Below are 22,722 nucleotides of genomic sequence, written 5' to 3'. Positions count from 1 at the left end.
CTCCCCGCTCTGAGTTCGCCGCTAGCCCTTGACGGAGCCCGCGAGCAGCCCGCGCACGAAGTAGCGCTGGAGCAGCAGGAACACCACCAGGGGCACGATGATCGCGATGAAGGCCGCGGCCGGGAGCCGCGTCCAGCTGAAGCCCCACGTCCCGGCCATGTCGCCGAGGACGGCCGTGAGCGGCCGCGTCGACTCGCCGCCGCCGAAGGTGCGGCCGACCAGGAAGTCGTTCCACACCCACAGGAACTGGAAGATCCCGATCGAGGCCAGCGCGGGCGTCACCAGCGGCAGGACCACCTGTCGGAAGATCTGCGAGTGGCTCGCGCCGTCGATCCGGGCGGCCTCCATGACGTCGGCCGGCAGTTCCCGCATGAAGTTGTGCAGCAGGAAGATCGCCAGCGGCAGGCCGAAGATCGAGTGGGCGATCCACACCTGGACGATCGTCTCCACCCCGCTCAGCTCCCACGCCGGCATGATGGTGACCGATCCGATGTGGAGCCCCTGGCTGAAGAAGGACAGCAGCGGGATGAGCGCCAGTTGCAGCGGGACCACCTGGAGCGCGAAGATCGCGAGGTACAGGAGGTTCCGGCCGCGGAAGTCGATCCATGCCAGGGCGTAGGCGGCCATGGCCGCGAAGGCCACCGGGACGAGCACGCCGGGGATGGTGATGACGACGGTGTTGATCAGGTTGCGGATGAGCCCGCCGCCCTGCGACGTCGAGTAGAGGACGTAGTTGTAGGTGTCCAGCGTGAACGACGGGTTGCTGAAGATCGTCCACCAGCCGGTCTCGCGGATGTCGTCCTCGGGACGCAGCGACGAGATGAAGAGCCCGAGCGTCGGGACCGTCCAGACCGCGGCGATGACGATCGCCAGGACGGAGCCGAGGCGGCTGCCGAGGACCCGGCGCAGGCGGTCCCCGCGGCTCTCGCCGATGGTCGGGGGCTTCGGGGCGGCCTCGGTGTCGGGGCTGGTCGTGCCGGTGCTCATCGGGCCTCCAGTTCCTGGCGGCGCATGTTGCGCACCTGGTAGATGACGACGGGGATGACGAGCAGGAACAGCAGGACGGCCATGGTCGCGCCGCGCCCGTCGTTGCCGAGTCGGAACGCCTGGTCCCACATGTTGTGGGCGAGGACGTCGGTGCCGTGGTGGCCGCCGGTCATGGCCCGCACGATGTCGAACAGCTTGAGCGTGGCGATGAAGACGGTGACGGCGACGACGACGATGGCCGAGCGGATCGAGGGCACGGTGACGTTCCAGAAGATCTCGGCCGGGCTGGCGCCGTCGATGCGGGCGGCCTCCACGATCTCGGTCGGGACGCCCTTGAGCGCGGCCGAGAGGACCACGGTCGCGAAGCCGACCTCGATCCACACCAGGACGACCATGAGCAGGAGGTTGTTCCAGGGCGCCTCGTTGAGCCAGTTGATCGGGTCGTTCCCGAACCAGACGACGATCTGGTTGAGCAGGCCGGTCTGGTCGCCCGACGCCTCGTACTGGTAGACGAACTTCCAGATGATCGAGGCGCCCACGAAGGAGATGCCCATGGGGAGGAAGACGAGCGCCTTGTAGGTGCGCTCGCCGCGCCTGCCGTCGATGAGCACCGCGTACAGCAGGCCGAGCGCGGTCGACAGCAGCGGGACGATGACGATCCACAGCGCGGTGTTGATGAGCGTCTGGAGGGCGTCGGGGTCCGAGACCGCCCAGGCGTAGTTGTCCAGGCCGATGAACTCGGTGCCGTCGCCGTTGTAGAACGACATGGCGACGGTGCGCACCGCCGGGTAGACGAGCCCTACGAGCAGGAAGATGACGGCCGGGGCCAGGAACACCGCGGCGACGACGCGGCTGCGGTTGCGGCGCGAGGCGAGTTCGGCGAGCCCGTAGAGGGCCAGGAGGACGGCGGCGAAGACCACGAGGCCGACGGCCAGCAGTCCGAACCGCTCGGTGAGATCTGAGAGTTGCACGTTGTGACTCCAGGTGTCCGGGTGCCGGACCGGACGGGGCCCGAGGGTCCCGTCCGGTCCGGCATCGAAGGCTCAGGCCGGGGCTACGGCCAGGAGTTCTCGATGTCGTCGGCCATCTGCTGGGAGTCCTTGGCCCCGTCGGCCCACTCGACCATGCCGGTCCAGAAGGACGAGGCGCCGACCTCGCCGGGCATGAGGTCCGAGCCGTCGAAGCGGACGGTGACGGCCGGGTCGGTCAGGATCTCGGTCGCGAACTGGTTGATCGGCGTGGTGGCGTTGGCCGGGTCGACGCCCTGGCGGGCGGTGCTCCACGGGCCGGTCTGGAGGCGCGAGTTGTGGTACAGCTCGGAGGCGAGGAACTGGCGGGTCGCCTCGGTGGCCTCGGAGTCGCTGAACGCGGCCACGAACTCGCCGCCGACGAGCATGGTGTTGTCGCCCTCGTTGGACTCGGGGAAGCGGAACGCGAACACGTCGCCGTCCTCGGCGACCGTGGTGCCCTCGGGCCACATGGCGCCGTAGAAGGACGCCATCCGGTAGAAGGCGCAGGAGCCGTCGAGGATCGGGTGGCCCGCGGTCTGGAACGCGGTCGTGGAGATCGTGTCGGTCCCGTTGAAGATGTAGTCCTCGTTCTGGAGGATCGAGCCGGCCTTGTCGATCGCGGTGACGATCTGCGGGTCGTTGAACGGGATCTCGTGGCTCACCCACTGGTCGTACACGTCGGTGCCCTCGCGGAGCACGATGTCCTCGATCCAGTCGGTGCCGGGCCAGCCGGTGGCGCCGCCGGACTCGAAGCCCGCGCACCACGGCGTGACGCCGGACTCGGCGATGGTGTCCGACAGGGCGATCAGCTCGTCCCAGGTCTGCGGGACCTCGTAGCCGTTGTCGGCGAAGAAGGACGGCGAGTACCAGATGAACGACTTGGCGTTCGAGGAGTTCGGGGCCGCGTAGAGCGTGCCGTCGATGGTGCCGTAGTTGAGCCAGTCCTCGGTCCAGCCCTCGGTCGCGAGCGCGCTGAGCTCGTCGGACGCGGGAACGAGGTCGTCCTTGAACTGGGACATGAGGCCGGGCTGCGGGAAGAGCGCGATGTCGGGGGCGTTGCCGCCGTCGACGCGGACCTTCATGTCGGCCTCGAACTGGGCGGTGCCCTCGTACTCGATGGTGGCGCCGGTGCAGGACTCGAAGTAGGACCAGGCCTCCTGCATCTCGTCGGCTTCGGCGTCGAGGATCGAGCCCATGATGGACACGGTCTCGCCTTCGAGGTCGCCGTACTGCTCGTAGTTGGCGCAGTCGGTGGCGTCGTCCGGGAGGGCTCCGCGGTCGTCGCCGTCCTCCTCGGGTGCGCCGCACGCCGCCGCGGCGAGCGCGATGACGCTGGCGGCAGCCGCTAGGCAGGTGATTCGTCGGGTCTTGCTCATCGGGGTTTCCCTCTCTTCGCAGGTTTCGTGCGCCCGGCTGGGCGGCTGCCTCCCTGCCCCCGGCCTTCGGTGAAACCGCTCTCATCGGTCCCACACCAGGTAGGGGCTGCCTGACCCGCCGTCGTGGCGACGCTGGCAATGGTGCTCTGGGTAACAGTGAATGTCAAGTGTGCATTGCTGAATCGTTACCGGGCGCGATTGGATCGATATCTGTCCCTCCCTGTTCGATGGGAGCGATTCCAGTGGCGTATCATTCCGGAGCCCGGCAACTCGTTTCCATCCAGCGCCGCGCCGCGGAGGAACCCGGTCGCGCGGCGGAGAAAGGTGCCATCCGATGACGCAGCTGACCTTCCCCGAGGGATTCCTGTGGGGGACCGCGACGGCCTCCTACCAGATCGAGGGGGCGGCGAACGAGGACGGCCGGGGCCCGTCCATCTGGGACACGTTCTCGGCGACGCCGGGGAAGACGTGGCGCGGCCAGTCCGGGGCCGTCGCCTGCGACCACTACCACCGGGTCGACGAGGACGTGGCGCTCATGGCCTCGCTCGGCGTCGACACCTACCGGTTCTCGATCGCGTGGCCGCGCATCCAGCCCGACGGCTCCGGGCCCGCGAACCCCGCCGGGCTCGACTTCTACGACCGCCTCGTCGACAAGCTCGTCGCGGCCGGGATCAAGCCCATGCCGACGCTCTACCACTGGGACCTCCCCCAGAACCTGGAGGACCGCGGCGGCTGGCCCGAGCGCGCGACCGCCGAGCGGTTCGGCGAGTACGCCGCGATCGTCGGCGCCCGCCTCTCCGACCGCGTCCACACCTGGTGGACCCTGAACGAGCCGTGGTGCTCCGCGTACCTCGGCTACGGCAACGGCCACCACGCGCCGGGCCGCACCGAGCCCGCCGCCGCGCTCGCCGCCGTCCACCACCTCAACCTCGGTCACGGCCTCGCCGTGCAGGCGCTGCGCGCCGCCGGGGCGGAGCAGGTGTCGATCGTGCTCAACCCGACGCAGGTCCGCGGCGAGGAGGAGGCGGTGCAGACCGTCGACGGCATCGCCAACCGCGTGTTCTTCGACCCGATCCTGCGCGGCGAGTACCCCGCGGAGGTCCTGGCGCGCACGCAGCACCACACCGACTGGTCGTTCGTGCAGGACGGCGACCTGGAGGCGATCAACCAGCCGATCGACCTGCTCGGCGTCAACTACTACAGCCCGACCTGGGTGCGCGCCAAGGCCGGCGTGCCCGAGAGCCCGGTCGGCCCCGGCACCTTCAACGTGGAGAACTACACCCCCGAGGGCCTTGAGTACACCGACATGGGCTGGGCGATCGACGCCACCGGCCTGACCGACCTGCTGGTGCGCCTCCACAAGGACTACGGCGTCGCCACGATGGTCACCGAGAACGGCGCGGCCTACCCGACCGGGCCCGGGGAGGACGGCGAGGTCGACGACGTCGAGCGTGTCGCCTACCTGCGCTCCCACATCGCGGCCGTCCACGACGCGATCGAGGCCGGGGCCGACGTGCGCGGCTACACCGCCTGGTCGCTCATGGACAACTTCGAGTGGGCCTTCGGGTACGACAAGCGCTTCGGCATCGTCCACGTCGACTACGCGACCCAGCAGCGCACCCCGAAGTCGAGCGCGAAGTTCTACTCGAAGGTCATCGCCGCCAACGGCCTCGACCGCTAGCGGCGCCGTTCAGACCAGTGCGCCCCGGAGCGCGCGGATCTCGTGCTCCGGGTCCTCGGCGTGCATGACCTGCCCCATGACCGCGACCCCCGCCGCACCCGCCTCCCTTGCGGCGAGGGCCCGGTCCGGGCCGTCCACGCCGCCGAGCGCGTACACCGGGACCGGGCTCGCCGCGCAGACCTCGGCCAGCGCGGCGGGCCCGATCGCCGGGCCGTAGCCCGGCTTCGAGCCGCTGGGCCACACCGGCGAGTACGTGCAGTAGTCCAGGCCGGGGTCGATCGGCTCGCCCGCGTGGACGGACCGGCCGACCAGGACCGGCCGCGGGTCGGGGACGGCCCGGGCGGCCGAGAGGTGCGCGGCGGCCACCGGAGCCTCGGGGTCGGCGACGATGAGGACGCCGCCGTACTCGGCGACGAGGATGCCCAGTTCGGCGGCCAAGCGGTGGCGCTCCTCCCACGGGAGGTCCTTGTCGCGCAGGACGAGGGCGAACGGCCCGCCGCGGAGGGCGAGCGCGACCTGGTCGGCGAGCGGGCGCGGGCACCCGTGCCGGTCGGTGACGACGATGAGCCGGTGCTGCATCCGTCGAACCTACGCCCCGCACGGGAGTGCCCGGGCGACTCCCGTGGCGAACGGTCCCATTCATGTCCGACTCGCCAGTGCTACACCGGTTTAACACTTGTGTATCGGTCCACCGCCGAACTTGCGTAATTCACGACACAGGTGCGAAACTTCAGAGGATGAACATCGGCGACCAAATCAACGTGCTGCGCACCGAAGGGGAGCGGATCGCTGTCGCTGGTGGGGAACTCGCATTGAACGCGCTCGTGCCCACCTGCCCGGGGTGGATCGTCAAGGACCTCTTGACCCATATCGGGACCGTCCATCGCTGGGCGGCGGCGATCGTGGGCAGAGCCCTGCCCTACGATCCCCGCAAGCAGGACTTCCAGCGCATCGTGGGGCCCACGCCCCACGACGACCTGCTGGTCGACTGGGTCAGGGAGGGCCTCATGCGGCTCGCGGCGGTGCTGGAAGCCGCCCCCGACGACCTCCAGTGCTGGCAGGTGTTCCCCGCTCAGTCCTCACGGCGCTTCTGGGTCCGCAGACAGGCCCACGAGACGACCATCCACCGCGTCGACGCCGAACAGGCGCGCGGCGACGAGATATCACCGGTCGGCCCCGAATTCGCGGCCGACGGCATCGACGAGCTGCTGCTGGGGTTCCACGGCCGCCCGTCGAGCAGGGTGCGGGCACTGCGGCCTTCAGTGCTCCACATCCACGCCACCGACCTCCCGCCGGGCCGCGGCGACTGGTACGTGCACCCCACCGACACGGGACCGCTCGTGACGTTCAGCGAGGTCGAGTCCCCGCACTGCGTCATCGAGGGCCCGGTGGAGCTGCTGTACCTGGCGCTGTGGAACCGGCTTCCCTTCGACGACCTCGCCGTACACGGAGACCCGGCACTGCTCCACTTGTGGCGCAATTACTCCGCGGTCCGGTGGGTCGATCCCGTGGACGTTTGAAGGCCCTGACCCTCGGCGACTGGAGCGCTGCAGGACGGGTCCCCAGGCGGCCGCGGACGGTTCACGGCGCATGTCCGCTGCGGGCGGCTCCGGGCGCGCTGCTGCGCGCCCGGGCGGGCGCGGGGCCGTAGGCTCTCGGACGTGAACGACGATCCTGTGAAGCACGGCGAACCGGTGATGCACAGCCACGGCCACCTCATCCCCAACGACGCCGTTCCCCGGGCCGCGCTGTGGATCCTGGTCCCGGCCGCGATCGCCACGGCCATCGGCATGATCCTGCTGTGGCCGCAGGGCGTCGAGGACGCCGCGATCGACGAGTACGGGACCGAGGTCGACGGCCGGGTCATCGCCGTCACCGAGACCGAGTGCAGCGCCGAGGAGGCCGAGGTCGTCGACGTGTGCGGCGAGGTCGTCGTGACGATCACCAGCGGCGAGTTCTCCGGCGAGGAGGCCGTGGTCGACATCCCGAGCGGCCCTGGCGCGCCGGTGGTCGAGGCGGGCGACGACGTCATCCTCATCTACACGCCCGACTCGGTGTCGGGCCAGCAGTTCCACATCATCGACCACGACCGGGCCGGGGCGCTGTGGGCGCTGGTCATCGCGTTCGCGCTCGCGGTGGTGGCGTTCGGGCGCTGGAAGGGCGTGCGGTCGCTGGTGAGCCTGGGCGTCACGTTCGCGGTGGTGCTGCTGTTCATGGTGCCCGCGGTGCTCGACGGGTCCTCCCCCGTGCTCGTGGCGATCGTCGGGGCGGCCGCGATCATGCTCGTGTCGCTGTACCTGGCGCACGGGTGGAACCGGACGACGACCGTGGCGGTGGTCGGGACGCTCGCGTCGCTGGTGCTGACGGTGCTGCTCGCGGAGGCCGCGGTGCGGCTCGCGGAGCTGAACGGGGTGCTCGACGAGAGCACCACGAACCTCGCGCTCCAGTACCCGATCGACATGTCGGGCCTGCTGCTGGCGGGCATCCTCATCGGCGCGCTCGGCGTCATCGACGACGTGACGGTCTCGCAGGCGGCCACGGTGGACGAGGTGTCGAAGGCGAACCCGAAGTGGGGGCCCGCGCGGCTGTACAAGTCGGGGATGCGGGTCGGGCGCGACCACCTGACGTCGGTGGTGAACACGCTGGTGCTCGCGTACGCGGGCGCCTCGCTCCCGCTGCTGGTCCTCATCGCCGCGGCGAACCGGCCGCTGGAGCAGGTGCTCACGAGCCAGACGATCGCCACGGAGATCGTGCGGTCGGTGGCGGGCACGCTCGGCCTCATCGCGGCCGTGCCGATCACCACGTGGCTCGCGGCGTACCTGGTGCACTGGCGCCCGAAGCCGAAGCAGCCCAAGGCGAAAGAACCGAAGCGGCCCCGGCCGAAGCCCGAGGCGGCGGAGGGATGGGATTCCGAAGAGTCGCCGTACCCGCCGTCGCACCTTTAGAACCGCTCGGCGGCCGTCATGAGTTTCCGGGCCGCCTGGTGGAGGGCCTGGAGGACCGTCATCACGGCGGGACGGCCGGTGGAGGCCGTCCTGTGGACGACGTAGACGTCGCGGCCGGGGAGCTCCTCTGCGACGGCGCGGACGGCGACGTCGCGGCGTTCGGCGGCGGCCATCCACGGGGCCACCGTCACGCCGAGGCCCTTGGCGACGAGGGTGAGGATCGTGTCGAGGCCCTCGAACTCCGAGACCGGCACCGAGATGCCCTCCGCGCGCCAGAGGCGGTCGAGGGCCGTGCGGGACGGCTCGCCGCCCGGGGAGGCGATCCACGGCTCCCCCGCGAGCTCGTGCGCGGACAGGACCTCCTTCGAGGCGAGGCGGTGGCGGGCGGGGAGGACCGCGACGAGGGGGTCCTTCACGAGGTGGTGAAAGGTCAAGGGCCCCACGGTGGCCGGGCGGCGCTGGCCCGACCAGTCGTCGATGAGGGCCAGGTCGATCTCCCCCGAGCGCACGCGCGCCAGCGACTCGCTGACCGTGTGCTGCTGGCGCAGGACCATCTGGAGCTCGGGGTGGCGGCGCAGGCGGCGCACGATCGGGCCCGCCAGCGCGACCGCGACCGTGGGGAACGCGGTGACGGTGACCCGGCCGCGCGGCTCGGCGGACTCGGCGGCGAGATCGGTCTCGGCGGCGTCGATCGCCTCCAGGATGAGGGCGGTGTGCTCGACGAGGCGGCGCCCGGCGTCGGTCAGCTGGGCCGAGCGGGCGGTGCGTTCGAGGAGCGCGACACCGGCCTCCTTCTCCAAGGCGGCCAACTGCTGCGAGACCGCGGAGGCCGTCTGGCCGGTCGCGACGGCAGTGGCGGATATCGATCCCTGGGCGGCGAACTCGTAGAGGAGGCGCAGGCGGCGAACATCGAGCATAAGGCAATCTTATCCTCGGCAACAGGTAGAAATACTTGCGATGATGCTCCTTGTGGAGGACTCTGGGTCCCGTTCAGACAGTCTCCAACGAGGAGTCACCCGTGACCGTCTCCGCCACCCTCGCCGCCAACGAAGCCATCGCCGCCCGCCGCGCCGCCGGGCAGGAGGTGCTCGCGCTCGGGTTCGGGGAAGCGGGGATCCCCGTGCACCCCTTGCTGAGGCAGCGCCTCGCGCAGGCCGCCGGGCAGACCGCCTACGGCCCCGTCGCCGGGACCGACGCGGCCCGCGAGGCCGCCGCCGGGTACTGGACCCGCCGCGCGATCCCCACCGCCAAGGAGCAGGTGCTCCTCGGCCCCGGGTCGAAGCCGCTGCTGTTCGCGCTCCTCCACGCCGCCGGGGGCGACGTGGTCCTCCCCAAGCCCGCGTGGGTCTCCTACGGGGCCCAGGCGGAGATGCTCGGCCGCGACCCCATCCGCGTACCCGTCCCCGAAGGCGAAGGGGGCGTGCCGGACGCCGACGCCATGGACGCGGCCGTGCGCGCGGCCCGCGCCGCCGGGCGGGACCCGCGCATCGTCGTGGTCACCCTGCCCGACAACCCGACCGGGCGCCTCGCCTCCGAGCAGTCGGTCAAGGCCCTGTGCGAGGCCGCGCGGGAGCTGGACCTCATCATCGCCGCCGACGAGATCTACCGGGACCTCGTGTTCGAGCCCGGCGCGTTCCCCTCCCCCTCCGCGTGGGCGCCCGAGCGCACGGTGACCACCACGTCATTGTCGAAGAACTACGCGCTCGGCGGCTGGAGGATCGGCGCCGCCCGCTTCCCGGACTCGCCGCTCGGCGAGCGACTGCGGGAGTCGGTGCGCGGCACGGCCTCCGAGCTGTGGTCCTCGACGCCGATGCCGATGCAGCACGCCGCGGCGTACGCGTGGTCGGACCCGCAGGAGCTGGTCGACCGGGTGGCGCTGGCGCGGCGCCTCCACGGGTCGGTCGCGAACGCCGTCGCGGAGGTCTTCGCGGGCGCCGGATGCGAGGTCATGCCGCCGCAGGGCGGGTTCTACGTGTGGCCGGACTTCGAGCCGCTGCGCGCGTCGCTGGCCGCCGACTGGGGTATCGCCACGAGTGCGGACCTCGCGGAGGTCCTGCTGGAGCGGTTCGGGGTCGTGGTCCTGCCGGGGAGCGCGTTCGGCGACGACCCGGAGCGCTTGACGATCCGCGTGGCGGTGCCGGGCCTGTACGGCGAGAACGACTCCGAGCGGCTCGCGGCCCTCGTCTCCGACGAGCCCGCGTCGATGCCGTGGATCGGCGACGCCCTGGAAGGGCTCGCCCAGAAGCTCCGGGCGCTCACCGCGCCCGAGTGATCGCCGGGCGGCGCTGCCGAGGCCGATGCGGCAGCGCCGCCCGGTTCAGTTCACGTGCTCGGCGACCGCCACGACGCCCCAGACGAGGACGGCGGCGGCGATGAGCACGGCCACCAGGAGCGCGATGCCGACGAACCGCTGGATCTCCAGTTCGTGGCCTTCGCGCACGGGCCGGCGCCAGCGCCCGTAGCGCCAGTGGTCGCGGCCCTGCTCGTAGTCGGTGGCGAAGTCCTCCAAGAGGGCCTGGAGGTCGGCGAGGGTCTCGGCGCGGCGGGCGAGCTGGCGGCGGAGGCGGAACTCGTCGGCGTCGATCGCGCCGCGGCGGCGGGCCTGCGCGAGGCGGTAGAGGGCCATGCGCCGGTGGGCCCTGGTGGGGCGGGTGGCGAAAGCGTCCATGACGTGCTCCCGAGTGCAACCGAGGAGGCCGGTGTCCGGCGGGGTTCCCCGCCGGGCCGGTTCGTACACATTGGGACGCTTGCGGATCTCCTTGCGCGCCAGCCGATCGGCTGGGAAGGTCAGTCGAGGAGCGCGCTGACGGCCTGCGCGAGTTCGGTGTCCTTCGCGGAGACCTTGCTGCCCGCCGAGTGGGTGGTGACCGAGACGGTGAGCTTGTTGTAGTTGATCGTCAGGTCCGCGTGGTGGTTGCGGCGCTCCGAGAGCAGGCCGACGCCGGTGGCGGCGGCGAGCGCCTGGAGGTGGCCGTCGAAGGTCCACGTGCTCTGGAGCCGGTCGTGCTCGTGGGTCCAGCCGGGCAGGTCGGAGAGGGCGAGTTCGATCTCGGCCCCGGTCAAGGGTTGGTCGCTCATACCCCGATTGTGACAGCCCGGGGCCGTCAGTTCTCCTCGATGAGCGTCACTTCGCCGGTGTCCAGGTCGTAGACGGCGCCGACGACGAGGACCCCTTCGAGGTTCGCGCGGCGGCCGAGGTCGGCGACGGTGCGGCGGACCTGGAGTCGCAGGGCCTTCGGGGCCGCGTCCTCGCCGTCGGAGGTCTCCGAGAGGGCCTGGGACGCGGGCTGCCACAGCTGCTCGACGAGGTAGTCGGTGCGCGGGTCGTGGGTGTCGTCGGCGACGGCGTGGAGGGCCGCGTTGATGGCGCCGCAGCGCTCGTGGCCGAGGACGACGACGAGGGAGACGCCGAGCTCGGCGGCGGCGAACTCCAGGGAGCCGACGGCGGCCCGGTCGGGGACGTGCCCGGCGGTGCGCACGACCAGGAGCTGCCCGAAGTCGCAGTCGAACACGGACTCGGCGGTGACGCGGGAGTCGATGCACGTGAAGACGACGGCGCTGGGCTTCTGCCCGGGCGCGTGCTGGCGCGCGGAGGTGATGTCGCGCTTGTAGCGGGGCTCTCCGGCGATGAATCGGCCGTTGCCCTCAAGGAGCGCGACGAGCGTCTTGGCGGCTTCGTGGTGCTCCATGAGCGAGGAGGCGGTCAGTTCAGGCACGATCTGAATGGTGCCGCATGATCCGAGGGCGCGCAAGCGCGACGGGCGGTACGTCACGTACCTTTTACCGACCTCACGTTACCGTTCCGAGATGTTCCGGTCATTTCCCAGGACTTGTCGCTCGCGGAACGGGACCATAGGATGAACGGGAACTACCGCGTTGCCGTTCACCTGCGGTTTCTGTCCCTTTCCTGGAGGCCACCGTGCGCACTTACGGCGAAGGCTGCCCCGCGGCCCACGCACTCGACCTCGTCGGCGAGCGCTGGTCGCTCCTCATCGTCCGCGAGCTGCTGCTCGGCCCCAAGCGCTTCACCGACCTCCGCTCGGGGCTCCACGGCGCCAGCGCGAACGTGCTGTCGCAGCGGCTGCGGGAGCTCGAAGCCGCCGGGGTCGTCGGGAAGCGGCGGCTGCCGCCGCCCGCGGCGTCGAAGGTGTACGAGCTGACCGAGTGGGGCCGGGAGCTGGAGGGCCCGATCGTGCTGCTGCTGCGGTGGGGCGCCCGGTCGGCGGCGATCCCGCTCGACGCGCCGATGGGCGCCGACGCGCTGATCCTGTCGATGCGGTCGCTGTTCATGCCGCAGGCGGCACAGGGCTTCGACGCGGCGTTCGAGCTGTGGGTCGGGGACCGGCCGTTCATCGCGGAGATCATCGACGCGCAGCTGATCCTGGCGCCGGGCCGGCCCGAGCATCCGCACGCGGTCATCAGGACCGACGCGGAGACGCTCAAGCGGCTGACCCTGGGCGGGCGCAGCCTCGACGTGTCGCTGCACGCCGGGCGCGTCACCGTCCAGGGCGACCAGGCGATGGCAGAGCGCTTCCTGGGAATGTTCCGCCTCCCGGAACCGGCCGCGGCCTCGGCGTCGGCGGGCGCGGTGTGACCGTGCCGCCGCTCACCGGACGGTCCTGATCTCGCCGGAGTCCGCCGTGCGGGCACGGCGGTCCGTGATGAGCATGTGCCCGGGCGCGTGGGTGATCGCGAAGGGCAGCTTGGCTTTCACCACGGCCTCCTGGAGGGTCACGCCGCAGGCCCAGAACACGGGGACGTCGCCGTCGTGGAGACGCACCGGGTCGCCGAAGTCGGGGCGGCCGAGGTCGCGGACGCCGAGCATCGCGGGGCTGCCGACGTGGACGGGCGCGCCGTGGGCGAACGGGAGCTCCATGGTGATCTGGGCGGCGCGGGCGACCAGGTCGGTCGGGACCGGGCACATCGACACCACGACGGGGCCGCGGAAGCGCCTGGCGCCCAGGGCCTTCCGGTTGGTGCGGTACATGGGGACGTTGACGCCCTGCTCCAGGTGGCGCAGCGGGATGCCGGCGCGCTCCAGGAGCGGCTCGAACGTGAAGCTGCACCCCAGCAGGAACGTGACCAGGTCGCGGTCCCACAGGTCCGCGACGTCGGTGCGGCGGGCGACCATCTGGCCGCGGCTCCACACCTGGTAGGCGGGCAGGTCCCGGCGCAGGTCGGCGCCCTCGGCGAGGTCCGTGGTGAAGCGCCCGGCGCCCACCACGTCCAATAGGGGGCAGGCCCGCGGGTTGCGCACCGCGAAGCGGCGCAGGGCTATCGCGTACCTCCGCGGCACGCTGACCAGGTTCGCCTGGACGTACCCTTGCGACCAGCCGCTGGTGTGGGCCACCAGCCCGTCCCGGAACCTGGCGCGGGCCTCGCGGGGGCTGGTCTGCGCTTCGGGACGCTGTCTCGTGAACATCGCTCCTCCTCGATCTGCTGCTCGATGTGTCGAGAATCCGATACAAGGGGGTCAACACGTTCACGAGTGCTTCACGAGCAGGATGCGGATGCAGGCCGGGGCCGGTGCGCGACCGCGCGTTCACTGAGTGGAAAGGCTTGCGAGCGTTCCCAAATGATCAAGATATGCCCATAGACTGGAGCGAACCGCCAATTCCGGCCCGGCCCGCACCTCGACTCCCCCTGGAGGTGGCGCCCTTGGACTTCGGCATCCTCGGCCCGCTGCAACTGGCATGGGACGGCCTGCCCGTGCCGCTGCCCGGCCGGACCCTGCCCAGGCTCTTCGCCGTGCTCCTCCTGGAGCCCGGCAGCGTGATCCCCTTGCACCGCCTGGTGGACGCGGTGTGGGACGACGACCCGCCCGCGACGGCGAAGCGGCAGATCCAGAACACCGTCGCCACCGCGCGCGGCCTGCTGCTGCGGGCCGGGACCAGCGAGCTGGAGACCGTCGGCGACGGCTACCGGCTGCGCGTGGGCCCCGAGAAGCTCGACTCGCTCCGGTTCCAGCGGGCCGCGCGGATCGCGCGCGAGCAGGTCGCCGCGTCCGAACCCGAAGCGGCCCTTGAGTCCCTGCGCGAGGCCCTGGACCTGTGGCGGGGCCCGGCCCTGGCAGGCCTGACCGGGCGGCTCATCGAAGCGGGGGCGCTGCGGTGGGACGAGGAGCGCGCCGCCGCCGAGGAGGCCCGCGCGGAGCTGGAGCTGCGGCTCGCGACCGGCGCGCCCGTGGTCGCGGACCTGCGGCGGGTCCTGGAGCGGCACCCGTACCGCCAGCACGCGGCCGAGCTGCTCATGACGGCGCTGTACCGGGAGGACCGGTCCGCCGAGGCGCTGGACGCGTACGACGCGATCCGGCGCCAGCTCGCCGACGAGCTCGGCATCGACCCCGGCCGGCGGCTCAAGGACCTGTACACGGCGATCCTCCGCGACGACGCGTCGCTCAGGGCCGCACCGAAGACCGCGTCGTCGCGGTCGCTCCCGGCGCCCGCGCAGCTGCCCGCCGACGCCGTCCACTTCACCGGGCGGTCGGGCCAGCTCGCGGCCCTCGACGCGCTCACCGGGCCCGGCCCGCGCGTCGCGGTCCTGTCCGGGATCGGCGGCTCCGGCAAGACGACGCTCGCGCTGCACTGGGCGCACCGGGTGCGCGAGCGGTTCCCCGACGGGCAGCTGTACGTGAACCTGCGCGGGTGGGACCGGACGGCGCCGCTGACGCCGCTGGACGTCCTCGCGGGGTTCCTGCGGGCCCTCGGCGTGCCCACCGAATCCATTCCGTCCGATGTGGATGAAGCGTCGGCGCTGCTGCGCTCGCGGCTGGCCGACACGAGGACCCTCGTGATCCTCGACAACGCCCGGAACTCGCAGCAGGTGCTGCCGCTGCTCCCGGCCACCGACGGGTGCGTCGCGGTCGTCACCAGCCGGTCCCGGCTGCCCGACCTCGCGGCGCTGCGGGACGTGCGGCAGGTGACCGTCGGGACCCTCGGCACCGCCGACGCGGTGCGGCTCATGGAGGGCCTCATCGGGGCCGAGCGCGTTGCGGCCGAACCCGAAGCGGCCGACCGGATCGCGGAGCTGTGCGACGGGCTGCCGCTGGCGCTGCGGATCGTCGGCACCAACCTCGCGGCTCAGCACCTGACGCTCGCCGAGACCGCGACGGCCCTCGCCGGGAGGGACCGGCTCGCGCACCTCGCCGTCGAAGGCGACCCGACGACCACCGTGGCGGCCGCGTTCGACCTGTCGTTCCAGGCCCTGGACCCCGAGGAGGAGCTGCTGTACCTCAACCTCGCGTTCCTGCCCGGCGCGGACTTCTCGAAGGGCCTGGCGATGTCGCTCGTGTCGTGGGACCCGCCCGCGGCCGAGCGGCTCCTCGCGCGCCTGGTCACCGCCCACCGCATCGACGAGTACCGGCCCGGCCGCTACCGCTTCCACGACCTCGTGCGCGAATACGCCCGCCGCAAGGCCGAGACCGTGTTCGATCCGGCTGCGCTGCAAGGGCTCCGGGAACAGGTCGTGGAGTGGTACTGCCGCGGGTCGGCGCGGCTGCCGGTCGAGGAGTACCGCAACATCGTGGCGACGTTCCTCGAATGGAACGGGCACGCGAAGGTCTCGCGGCTGCTCGCGCGGCTCATCGCGTTCGCCGACGCCGGGTACAGCGAGGAGGGCCCCGACCGGCGCACGCTCACCGAGTCGCGGTACGAGCTGCCCGAGCTCGCGCACGTCGCCGAGCGGGGCGTCGAGAGCGGCGTCAAGTCCGACGACCCGATGGACGCGGTGCGCGCGTACGCGCTCGCCGACGCCGTCGCGTACGCGTCCGGGGAGCTGCACCAGTCGCTCGCGTTCGCGCAGAAGACCCTCGAATACCTCAGCCGCACCCCGCACGGGGACCGGACCGGCAAGGCCCGCAACGACCTCGGGACCACCCTGACCCACCTGGGCCGGTACCGGGAGGCCGTGTCGGTCCTGCGCGAGGCCGTCGGCGCGGCCGAGCGGTCCGGGAAGCGGTACGTCCACGTGGAGGTCCTCGCGTCGCTGGGGACCGTGCTGCGGCGCATGGGGATCTTCGCCGAAGCCGAGACGCTCCTGCTCAGGGCCCGGGACCTCGACGCGGCCTCCCCCGAGGGCCCGACCTCGGTGTACCCGCTGCTGTCGCTGTCGGAGCTGTACATCGACCAGGGCCGGGTCTCGGCCGCGGAGGACCTGTGCCGCGAGATCGCCGAGCTGCTGCGGGACCACCCGTCGAAGTACTACCGGGCGCGGCTGTACTTCCGGCAGTCGGCGGTCCACCGCGCCGACGGCGACTTCCCGCGCGCCGAGGCCGCCGTGCTCCACGGGCTCGAACTGGTCGAGCAGTCCAACGGCTGGCGGCACGTCCTGGTGTACACGTACTGGCTCGCGGAGATGCACGTCGACTCCGGCCGCCTCGACCAGGCCCGCGACGCGCTCGACCGGGTCGCTCGGCTCGACCGGTTCCAGACCTCCGAGACGCTCGCGGTCAAGGCCCGCGTGCTGTGCAAGCTGCACACCGCGGACGGGAACCTGCGCATGGCCGTGAAGATGGGACGCCAGGCGTGCGACGTGTTCGCGGCCATGCCCGACCCGCTGCGCCAGGCCCGGAGCCTGCTGGCGCTCGCCCGCGCCTACGAGGCCGCCGGTGCGTCGTACGAGGCCGCGCGGTGCGCGGTCGAGGCCCGGGAGCTGTTCGAGGCGCTCGGCGTCGACCCCGCGCGCCAGGCGTGAGGAGGCTCCAGTCGGTCGACGGATGCGGTGCCAGTCGGCTCGTCTCTACTGTTGCGGCACACCCATCGACATGGAGGGAACGACGACATGCACGCGATCCGACACCACGAGTTCGGCGGCCCGGAGGTGCTCCGGTACGAGGAGGTCGCCGACCCCGAGCCGGGCCCCGGCCAGGTCCGCATCGACAACCGGGCCGCGGGCGTCCACGTCCTCGACACGAGCTTCCGCAGCGGCAAGTCGGGCACGCCGTTCCCGCTGCCGGAGCTGCCGTTCATCCCCGGGCGCGAGGCCGCCGGGATCGTCGACGCCGTCGGCAAAGGAGTGGACGAGGCGTGGCTGGGCAAGCGGGTCGTGGCGCACCTCGGCCCCGCCTCGCAGGGGTACGCGGAGAAGGCCGTGCGCGAGGTCGAGTCGGTGCACGAGCTGCCCGACGGCGTGGACTTCGGCGAGGCCGTCGCGATGATCGGAACCGGCCGGACCGCGCTGCTGGTCCTAGCGGTCGGGCCCGTCCACGCGAACGACGTCGTCATCGTCCCCGCCGCCGCGGGCGGGCTCGGCACGCTCCTGGTGCAGGCCGCCAAGAACGCCGGGGCGTACGTGATCGGCCTGGCGGGCGGGGCCGACAAGGTCCGGCAGGTCGCCGCCAACGGCGCCGACGCGGCGATCGACTACCGGGCCGCCGACTGGACCGACGTCCTGGACCGGGCCCTCGAAGGCCGCGAGGCGACGCTGTTCTTCGACTCCGTCGGCGGCGAGGTCGGGCGGGCCGTGTTCGAGCGGCTCGGGTTCGGCGCCCGCATGATCGTGTTCGGCTGGTCCGCGGGGAAGGCCACCGAGGCGAACGTGGAGGACATCGTGGGCCGCGGGCTCACCGTCAGCGGCGCGCTCGGTCCGAAGATGATCCAGCGCATGGGCGGCGTGCGGGCCCTCGAAGAGCGCTCGCTCGCCGAGCTCGCGGCCGGGCGGCTGCGCCCGGCCGTGCACACGTTCAAGCTCGCCGAGGCCGCCGAAGCCCATCGGGCCCTTGAGAACCGGGGCACCACGGGCAAGGTCGTGCTCATTCCTTGAGCGACGCGAAAGGCCCCCGGCGCTGTGCCGGGGGCCTTCGTCGTGCCGTTTTAGGAGGCGGTGACCAGCTCCGCGGGCGCGATGTCCGGGACCTGCGCCTCGGCGTGCGCGCGGGCCAGCGGGAAGGACAGGACCAGGCCCGCCACGGCCAGGCCGACGCCGACGAGGATCGGCGCGGTCAGGCTCAGGCCGAGCGACAGCGCGAGGCCGCCGAGCCAGGCGCCGTTCGCGTTCGCGAGGTTGAAGGCCGCGTGGTGCAGCGAGGACGCCAGCGACGGGGCCGAGTGGGCGCCGTCGAGGAGCAGCCGCTGCATGATCGGGCCGACCAGCGACGAGGACGTCGCCATGAGCAGGACCCCCGCGATCGCGAGGACCGGGTTGCTCATGGAGAAGTACATCGCCAGGAGCACGGTCGCGATCGACGCGAACGCGCCGAACAGGCCCTGGATCGGGGCGGCGTCGGCGATCCGGCCGCCGAGGACGTTGCCGAGCGTGAGGCCGACGCCGAAGACCGCGAGGGTGATCGCGATGGCGAGGGCGTTCATGCCGGTGACGTCTTCGAGGATCGGCGTCAGGTAGGTGTAGGCGGCGAACATGCCGCCGAAGCCGACCGCGCCGGTCACGAGCGGGAGCAGGACGCGCTTGGAGCGGATCGCGCGGATCTCGTCGGAGGCCTTGGTGGCCACGATGACCCCGCGGGTGTCCGGGACCGTCGCCCAGATCGCGGCGGCCGCGACGACGCCGAGCGCGGCGACGGCCGCGAAGATCCAGCGCCACGAGATCTGGCCGATGACCAGGGCGCTCACCGGGACGCCGACGATCGTGGCGACGGTGAGGCCCGACATGATGCCGGAGATCGCGCGGGCGCGGCGGTCGTAGGACACGAGGCTCGCGCCGACCACGGCGGCGGCCCCGAAGAACGCGCCGTGCGGCAGGCCCGCGACGAAGCGGGACCCGAGCAGGAACGCGAAGTCGGGGGCCAGCGCCGTCGCGACGTTCGCGCCCGCGAACGCCAGCATCAGGGCGATGAGCAGCGGCTTGCGGGGCACGCGGGTGGTGGCGACGGTGAGCAGGGGCGCGCCGAGGACGACGCCGACCGCGTACGCGGAGACGGCGAGGCCGGCCTGGGCGAGCGAGACGTCCTGGGAGGCGGCGACCTGGGGCAGGATGCCCATGATCGCGAACTCGGCGGTGCCGATGCCGAACGCGCCGATCGACATGGCGAAGAGAGGCATGCGCATGGTGTGCAGCTCCGGTGGGATGAGAAGGAGGGTGAGAACGCTGAGGCTGTCACCGGCTGCTTCCTTGCCGTACCGGTCGCTGTCAAGACGGGGAGGCGGTGCGCCTCCGAGTCCAAGCGTAATAACACTCGCCGCACGAGTAAAAGTCCCCGAGGTGAAAACCCGGCGTGATGTCCGTCGCGGGCGGGTTACGCGGGCGGCGCGGGGGTTTCCGAAGTGACGGGCGCCAATCTCCGGAACGCCTCGGCCGTCGCCGAGTCCGGTTGCGGCACATACACGACCAGCCGCAGCCCGGTTCCGGGCACGTCGAGGGCCTGGCAGTCGAACTCCAGCGGCCCGACGACCGGGTGGACGACCCGCTTGGTCTGGGCCCGGCGCACGGCCACGCGGTGATCGGCCCACAGCTCCCCGAACTCCGGGCTGGTGCGCAGCAGCTCCTCCACGAGGGCCTTGAGCTTGCGGTCGCCGGGGTTGCGGGCATAGGAGGCGCGCAGGTCCGAGACGCTCTCGCCGAGGAACCGGCGAATCGAGGGGTCGGCGAGCCGCTCGGCGACGCCGGGGCCGGAGAAGTTGGTGCGCAGGATGTTCCGCTGGGCGTCGGTCAGCGCCGACAGGTAGCCCATGAGGTGCTCGGCCTTCTCGTTCCACGCGATCATGTCGTAGCAGGCGTCCATGGCGTACGCGGGGAAGTCGTCGAGCCCGGCGAGGAGGTTGCGGATCGCCGCCGGAACCTCGCGGCTGGAGTCGGCCTCGGGCAGCTCGTCGACGAGGTGGAACAGGTGCGCCCGCTCGTCGTGGTCGAGCACGAGCGCGCGGGCCAGCGCCCCGAGCACCTGCCGGGAGGGCTTCGGACCGCGAGCCTGTTCGAGCCGGATGTAGTACTCGACGGAGATCTCCGCGAGCTGAGCGACCTCCTGCCGTCGGAGCCCGGGCGTGCGCCGCCGCGGCCCGCTCGGCAGTCCCACGCCCTCGGGCGTGATCGCGGCGCGGCGGGTGCGGAGGAAGTCGGCGAGCTGCTGGCGGTCCATGCGTCCATCCTCCCCCGGTTCGCGGACCGCAGCCAGGTACCGGATGTACCACCATAAGCGGTGCTCTTTGCAGGTCCCGGAAACCGGCGCAGGCTCATGGCATGGCAAAGAAGACGGCGCTCGTCACGGGCGCGAACAAGGGAATCGGATACGAGATCGCCAAGGGCCTGGGGGCGAAGGGCGTCAAGGTCCTGGTGGGGGCCCGTTCGGAGGAGCGGGGCCAGGAGGCCGTCGAGCGGCTCCGCGAAGCGGGAGTCGAGGCGGACTTCCTCCAGCTCGACGTCACGGACGAGGACTCGATCGCGGCCGCGGTGAAGCAGGTCGACAAGCTCGACATCCTCGTGAACAATGCGGCGGTCGCTCTGGCCGACGGCGGCTGGAACACCAGCGAGCTGACCGTGGCGACCACCCGGAAGGTCTTCGAGACGAACGTGATCGGCGTGGTCGCGGTGACCAACGCGTTCCTCCCGCTGCTGCGCGAGTCCGCCTCCCCGCGGATCGTGAACGTCTCCAGCGAGGTCGGCTCCCTGACCTTCATGACCGGCGACCACGAATTCGCCCAGATGCAGGGCGGGGCTTACGGCGCCTCCAAGTCGGCCCTCAACATGCTCACGATCTCCTATGCCAAGGAGTTCAAGGACGGCCCGGTCAAGATCAACGCCATGACCCCCGGCTACACGAAGACCGACCTCAACCACAACCAGGGCTGGCGCGACCCCGCCGTCTCCGCCAAGGTCGCCATCGACCTCGCCCTCATCGACGACGACGGCCCCAACGGCGGCTTCTTCCAGGAAGGATTGGAATACCACAAGGACACGACGGTCCCCTGGTAATCGAGTTCCATTGGTGCGCAAAGGAAAGTGAAAGACGAAAGGCCCCGCAGAAGCGGGGCCTTCTGCGTAGGGCAGGCAGGACTTGAACCCGCGACCCAGGGATTATGAGTCCCCTGCTCTAACCAGCTGAGCTACTGCCCCGAGCGGGCAATATCCTCTCACACCCCGTGTCGGCGCGGTGGCCCCAGGGTTGCGGAGGGCGGGGTGCGGGTGCGGGCGACGGGAGCAATAAGTGTTCACTGGTGTCGAACGAGACCGAAACGACCGTGTGGCACGGCCCCTGGGGCGCGGGCGACGCGGCGGTAACATTCGCGCCACATTTGCAACGGTTCTATAACGACACGTGCTGATGTTAGACAGGTCTCTTTAAGATCCGACTCACTCCCGCCGTTCGGTGTTTCTCGAACATTGCACCCGGCGGGTTCCGACGCCCGAAACCTCCCGAGGGGGCCCATTGAGACGAGCATTGTTGCTGCTGTCGGCTGCGCTGGCCGGCCTGTCGCTGTGTCTGGGGGTGAGCAGCAGTGCCGCCGCACAGGACGCGTACGGCATCCACGGCACACTCGACGACCAGCAGGACCAGCCCGTAGAGGGCGTGTCGATCACCGTGTCCGACGCGTCGGGGGCGGAGATCGCCACCGTCACCACCGCGGCGGACGGCACCTGGGCCGTACCGCTCGACGCGGAAGGCGACTACGTCGTCACCCTGGACGAGTCCACCCTGCCCGAAGGACTCGTCGTACGCAACTGCAAACCGCAGCTCGAAGTCAACGTCACCGGCGACCGCACCGCCCTGTTCCCGCTCGACACCCAGGTGGACGGCTGCACCCCGGGCGAGAGCCCCGGCGGCGGCGAGACGCCCTCCTCCTCCGAGGACGAGAGCGGCGAGCCCGGCGAGGAGTCCTCCGAGAGCGAGGACGCCGCCGCGGACGACGCCGCCGCCGACGAGGTCGGCGAGATCGAGGGCGAGGGCGGGGCGACCCGCGCCATCAGCCTCCTGGTCTCCGGCCTCCACTTCGGCCTCATGATCGCCCTCGCCGCCGTCGGCCTCTCGATGGTCTTCGGCACGACGGGCCTCACCAACTTCGCCCACGGCGACCTGGTCACCTTCGGCGGCGTCATGGCGCTGCTGTTCAACGTCACGTTCGGCCTGCCCGTGTGGATCGCCGCCATCGCGGCGGTCGTCCTGGGCGCCGCGTTCGGCTGGGCGCAGGACTGGGGCTTGTGGTCCCCGCTGCGGCGCAGAGGGACCGGCCTGGTCTCGATGATGATCATCTCGATCGGCGTGGCCCTGCTCATCCGCTTCGCGACGCTGTTCTTCGTCGGCGGCGAGCGCCAGCGCTACACCGAGTACGTGGGCCAGCCTCCGTGGGACTTCGGCTGGCTCGTCATCTCCCCCAAGGAGGTCGTCACCGGCCTGATCGCGCTCGCGGTCTGCGTCGCCGTCGGGCTGGCGCTGGTGTTCACCAGACTCGGCAAGGCGACCCGCGCGGTCGCGGACAACCCGTCGCTCGCCGCGTCCACCGGCATCGACGTGAACAAGGTCGTGCGCCTGGTGTGGACGATCGGCGGCGCGCTCGCCGCCATGTCGGGCGTGTTCCTGTCGATCAGCGACGGCGTCAAGTTCGACATGGGCCAGCACCTGCTGCTGCTCGTGTTCGCGGCCGTGGTCCTCGGCGGGCTCGGCACCGCGTTCGGCGCGTTCGTCGGCGCGATGCTCATCGGCGTGTTCGTGCAGATGTCGACCCTCGTGGTGGCGCCCGAGCTCAAGTACGTCGGCGCGCTGGCCGTCCTCATCATCATCATGCTCACCCGTCCCCAGGGCATCCTGGGCCGCCGCGAGCGAATCGGTTAGGGGGCCC

The 22,722-nt window shown here is 71.5% G+C and carries 20 protein-coding genes and 1 tRNA gene; 9 read left to right on the top strand and 12 right to left on the bottom strand.

Annotated features, from left to right (window positions below; genetic code table 11):
- Nucleotides 1-21: 21 nt before the first annotated feature.
- The 3 genes from B0I28_RS01550 to B0I28_RS01540 form a co-directional block, all read right to left on the bottom strand.
- Nucleotides 22-987, bottom strand: a complete 966-nt coding sequence (locus B0I28_RS01550; RefSeq protein ID WP_106362050.1) for a carbohydrate ABC transporter permease — start codon at nucleotides 985-987, stop codon at nucleotides 22-24.
- The gene (locus tag B0I28_RS01545; RefSeq protein ID WP_106362049.1) at nucleotides 984-1,958 is read right to left on the bottom strand and encodes a carbohydrate ABC transporter permease; all 975 of its coding nucleotides are present in this window, start codon (nucleotides 1,956-1,958) and stop codon (nucleotides 984-986) included. The genes B0I28_RS01550 and B0I28_RS01545 overlap by 4 nt, the downstream gene beginning before the upstream one ends.
- Nucleotides 1,959-2,041: 83 nt before the next feature.
- Nucleotides 2,042-3,373, bottom strand: coding sequence for an ABC transporter substrate-binding protein (locus tag B0I28_RS01540; RefSeq protein WP_106362048.1), 1,332 nt, complete (start codon nucleotides 3,371-3,373; stop codon nucleotides 2,042-2,044).
- Between the two features lie 334 nt (nucleotides 3,374-3,707).
- On the opposite strand from B0I28_RS01540, the gene B0I28_RS01535 reads away from it, so the two are divergent.
- The gene (locus B0I28_RS01535) at nucleotides 3,708-5,054 is read left to right on the top strand and encodes a GH1 family beta-glucosidase (protein ID WP_106362047.1); all 1,347 of its coding nucleotides are present in this window, start codon (nucleotides 3,708-3,710) and stop codon (nucleotides 5,052-5,054) included.
- A gap of 9 nt (nucleotides 5,055-5,063) precedes the next feature.
- Here the strand turns inward: B0I28_RS01535 and B0I28_RS01530 are convergent, their stop codons facing one another.
- On the bottom strand, nucleotides 5,064-5,633 hold the full coding sequence (locus tag B0I28_RS01530) for a thiamine phosphate synthase (protein ID WP_106362046.1): 570 nt from the start codon (nucleotides 5,631-5,633) through the stop codon (nucleotides 5,064-5,066).
- Between the two features lie 158 nt (nucleotides 5,634-5,791).
- Between B0I28_RS01530 and B0I28_RS01525 the strand changes: the two genes are divergently transcribed.
- Complete coding sequence (locus B0I28_RS01525) at nucleotides 5,792-6,574, top strand: maleylpyruvate isomerase family mycothiol-dependent enzyme (protein ID WP_181245596.1); 783 nt, start codon at nucleotides 5,792-5,794, stop codon at nucleotides 6,572-6,574.
- Between the two features lie 141 nt (nucleotides 6,575-6,715).
- A complete protein-coding gene (locus B0I28_RS01520) occupies nucleotides 6,716-7,999 on the top strand; it encodes a YibE/F family protein (RefSeq protein WP_219926496.1) in 1,284 nt (427 codons plus the stop codon).
- Here the strand turns inward: B0I28_RS01520 and B0I28_RS01515 are convergent.
- A complete protein-coding gene (locus B0I28_RS01515; protein WP_106362044.1) occupies nucleotides 7,996-8,916 on the bottom strand; it encodes a LysR family transcriptional regulator in 921 nt (306 codons plus the stop codon). The two genes, B0I28_RS01520 and B0I28_RS01515, sit on opposite strands and share 4 nt — an antisense overlap.
- Before the next feature lie 101 nt (nucleotides 8,917-9,017).
- Here B0I28_RS01515 and B0I28_RS01510 point away from each other — a divergent pair, with 101 nt between their 5' ends.
- Nucleotides 9,018-10,271 carry a pyridoxal phosphate-dependent aminotransferase gene (locus B0I28_RS01510; RefSeq protein ID WP_106362043.1) on the top strand — a complete coding sequence of 418 codons (1,254 nt, stop codon included), beginning with the start codon at nucleotides 9,018-9,020 and terminating at the stop codon, nucleotides 10,269-10,271.
- Nucleotides 10,272-10,316: 45 nt separating this feature from the next.
- On the opposite strand, the gene B0I28_RS01505 is transcribed toward B0I28_RS01510, so the two are convergent.
- From B0I28_RS01505 to B0I28_RS01495, 3 genes are all read right to left on the bottom strand, one after another.
- Nucleotides 10,317-10,667, bottom strand: a complete 351-nt coding sequence (locus tag B0I28_RS01505; protein ID WP_106362042.1) for a hypothetical protein — start codon at nucleotides 10,665-10,667, stop codon at nucleotides 10,317-10,319.
- Nucleotides 10,668-10,786: 119 nt separating this feature from the next.
- Nucleotides 10,787-11,077 (bottom strand): 4a-hydroxytetrahydrobiopterin dehydratase, encoded by a 291-nt coding sequence (locus tag B0I28_RS01500; RefSeq protein WP_106362041.1) that lies wholly within the window; start codon nucleotides 11,075-11,077, stop codon nucleotides 10,787-10,789.
- 26 nt (nucleotides 11,078-11,103) lie between these two features.
- Nucleotides 11,104-11,715 carry a carbonic anhydrase gene (locus B0I28_RS01495; protein WP_219926495.1) on the bottom strand — a complete coding sequence of 204 codons (612 nt, stop codon included), beginning with the start codon at nucleotides 11,713-11,715 and terminating at the stop codon, nucleotides 11,104-11,106.
- Nucleotides 11,716-11,918: 203 nt separating this feature from the next.
- Between B0I28_RS01495 and B0I28_RS01490 the strand changes: the two genes are divergently transcribed.
- Nucleotides 11,919-12,593 carry a winged helix-turn-helix transcriptional regulator gene (locus B0I28_RS01490; protein WP_181245595.1) on the top strand — a complete coding sequence of 225 codons (675 nt, stop codon included), beginning with the start codon at nucleotides 11,919-11,921 and terminating at the stop codon, nucleotides 12,591-12,593.
- A gap of 12 nt (nucleotides 12,594-12,605) precedes the next feature.
- Here B0I28_RS01490 and B0I28_RS01485 read toward each other — a convergent pair whose 3' ends face one another.
- A complete protein-coding gene (locus tag B0I28_RS01485) occupies nucleotides 12,606-13,421 on the bottom strand; it encodes a putative hydro-lyase (RefSeq protein WP_106362039.1) in 816 nt (271 codons plus the stop codon).
- A 236-nt stretch (nucleotides 13,422-13,657) separates the two neighbouring features.
- On the opposite strand from B0I28_RS01485, the gene B0I28_RS01480 reads away from it, so the two are divergent.
- Nucleotides 13,658-16,690, top strand: a complete 3,033-nt coding sequence (locus tag B0I28_RS01480) for an AfsR/SARP family transcriptional regulator (RefSeq protein ID WP_181245594.1) — start codon at nucleotides 13,658-13,660, stop codon at nucleotides 16,688-16,690.
- Between the two features lie 87 nt (nucleotides 16,691-16,777).
- Nucleotides 16,778-17,758 carry a zinc-binding dehydrogenase gene (locus B0I28_RS01475; RefSeq protein ID WP_106362037.1) on the top strand — a complete coding sequence of 327 codons (981 nt, stop codon included), beginning with the start codon at nucleotides 16,778-16,780 and terminating at the stop codon, nucleotides 17,756-17,758.
- Between the two features lie 50 nt (nucleotides 17,759-17,808).
- Here the strand turns inward: B0I28_RS01475 and B0I28_RS01470 are convergent, their stop codons facing one another.
- Together B0I28_RS01470 and B0I28_RS01465 are read right to left on the bottom strand one after the other, a co-directional pair.
- On the bottom strand, nucleotides 17,809-18,999 hold the full coding sequence (locus B0I28_RS01470; protein ID WP_106362036.1) for an MFS transporter: 1,191 nt from the start codon (nucleotides 18,997-18,999) through the stop codon (nucleotides 17,809-17,811).
- A gap of 188 nt (nucleotides 19,000-19,187) precedes the next feature.
- A complete protein-coding gene (locus B0I28_RS01465) occupies nucleotides 19,188-20,027 on the bottom strand; it encodes a helix-turn-helix transcriptional regulator (protein ID WP_106362035.1) in 840 nt (279 codons plus the stop codon).
- Between the two features lie 101 nt (nucleotides 20,028-20,128).
- Between B0I28_RS01465 and B0I28_RS01460 the strand changes: the two genes are divergently transcribed.
- The gene (locus tag B0I28_RS01460) at nucleotides 20,129-20,860 is read left to right on the top strand and encodes an SDR family oxidoreductase (RefSeq protein ID WP_106362034.1); all 732 of its coding nucleotides are present in this window, start codon (nucleotides 20,129-20,131) and stop codon (nucleotides 20,858-20,860) included.
- Between the two features lie 67 nt (nucleotides 20,861-20,927).
- On the opposite strand, the gene B0I28_RS01455 is transcribed toward B0I28_RS01460, so the two are convergent.
- Nucleotides 20,928-21,001 (bottom strand) — tRNA-Ile (locus B0I28_RS01455).
- A 313-nt stretch (nucleotides 21,002-21,314) separates the two neighbouring features.
- Here B0I28_RS01455 and B0I28_RS01450 point away from each other — a divergent pair.
- A complete protein-coding gene (locus tag B0I28_RS01450) occupies nucleotides 21,315-22,715 on the top strand; it encodes a branched-chain amino acid ABC transporter permease (protein WP_181245592.1) in 1,401 nt (466 codons plus the stop codon).
- Nucleotides 22,716-22,722: the final 7 nt, after the last annotated feature.

It is taken from the genome of Glycomyces artemisiae (assembly GCF_003002955.1).
GTDB classification, from domain to species: Bacteria; Actinomycetota; Actinomycetes; order Mycobacteriales; family Micromonosporaceae; genus Glycomyces; species Glycomyces artemisiae.
Note: the sequence above shows the minus strand (reverse complement) of the source record. Positions and strands in the feature narration are given on the sequence as shown.

Coding starts and splice junctions, on each gene's coding strand:
- B0I28_RS01530 (WP_106362046.1), bottom strand. CDS start 5,633: ATGCAGCACCGGCTCATCGTCGTCACCGACCGGCACGGGTGCCCGCGC.
- B0I28_RS01475 (WP_106362037.1), top strand. CDS start 16,778: ATGCACGCGATCCGACACCACGAGTTCGGCGGCCCGGAGGTGCTCCGG.
- B0I28_RS01550 (WP_106362050.1), bottom strand. CDS start 987: ATGAGCACCGGCACGACCAGCCCCGACACCGAGGCCGCCCCGAAGCCC.
- B0I28_RS01515 (WP_106362044.1), bottom strand. CDS start 8,916: ATGCTCGATGTTCGCCGCCTGCGCCTCCTCTACGAGTTCGCCGCCCAG.
- B0I28_RS01525 (WP_181245596.1), top strand. CDS start 5,792: ATGAACATCGGCGACCAAATCAACGTGCTGCGCACCGAAGGGGAGCGG.
- B0I28_RS01460 (WP_106362034.1), top strand. CDS start 20,129: ATGGCAAAGAAGACGGCGCTCGTCACGGGCGCGAACAAGGGAATCGGA.
- B0I28_RS01500 (WP_106362041.1), bottom strand. CDS start 11,077: ATGAGCGACCAACCCTTGACCGGGGCCGAGATCGAACTCGCCCTCTCC.
- B0I28_RS01505 (WP_106362042.1), bottom strand. CDS start 10,667: ATGGACGCTTTCGCCACCCGCCCCACCAGGGCCCACCGGCGCATGGCC.
- B0I28_RS01465 (WP_106362035.1), bottom strand. CDS start 20,027: ATGGACCGCCAGCAGCTCGCCGACTTCCTCCGCACCCGCCGCGCCGCG.
- B0I28_RS01485 (WP_106362039.1), bottom strand. CDS start 13,421: ATGTTCACGAGACAGCGTCCCGAAGCGCAGACCAGCCCCCGCGAGGCC.
- B0I28_RS01470 (WP_106362036.1), bottom strand. CDS start 18,999: ATGCGCATGCCTCTCTTCGCCATGTCGATCGGCGCGTTCGGCATCGGC.
- B0I28_RS01540 (WP_106362048.1), bottom strand. CDS start 3,373: ATGAGCAAGACCCGACGAATCACCTGCCTAGCGGCTGCCGCCAGCGTC.
- B0I28_RS01535 (WP_106362047.1), top strand. CDS start 3,708: ATGACGCAGCTGACCTTCCCCGAGGGATTCCTGTGGGGGACCGCGACG.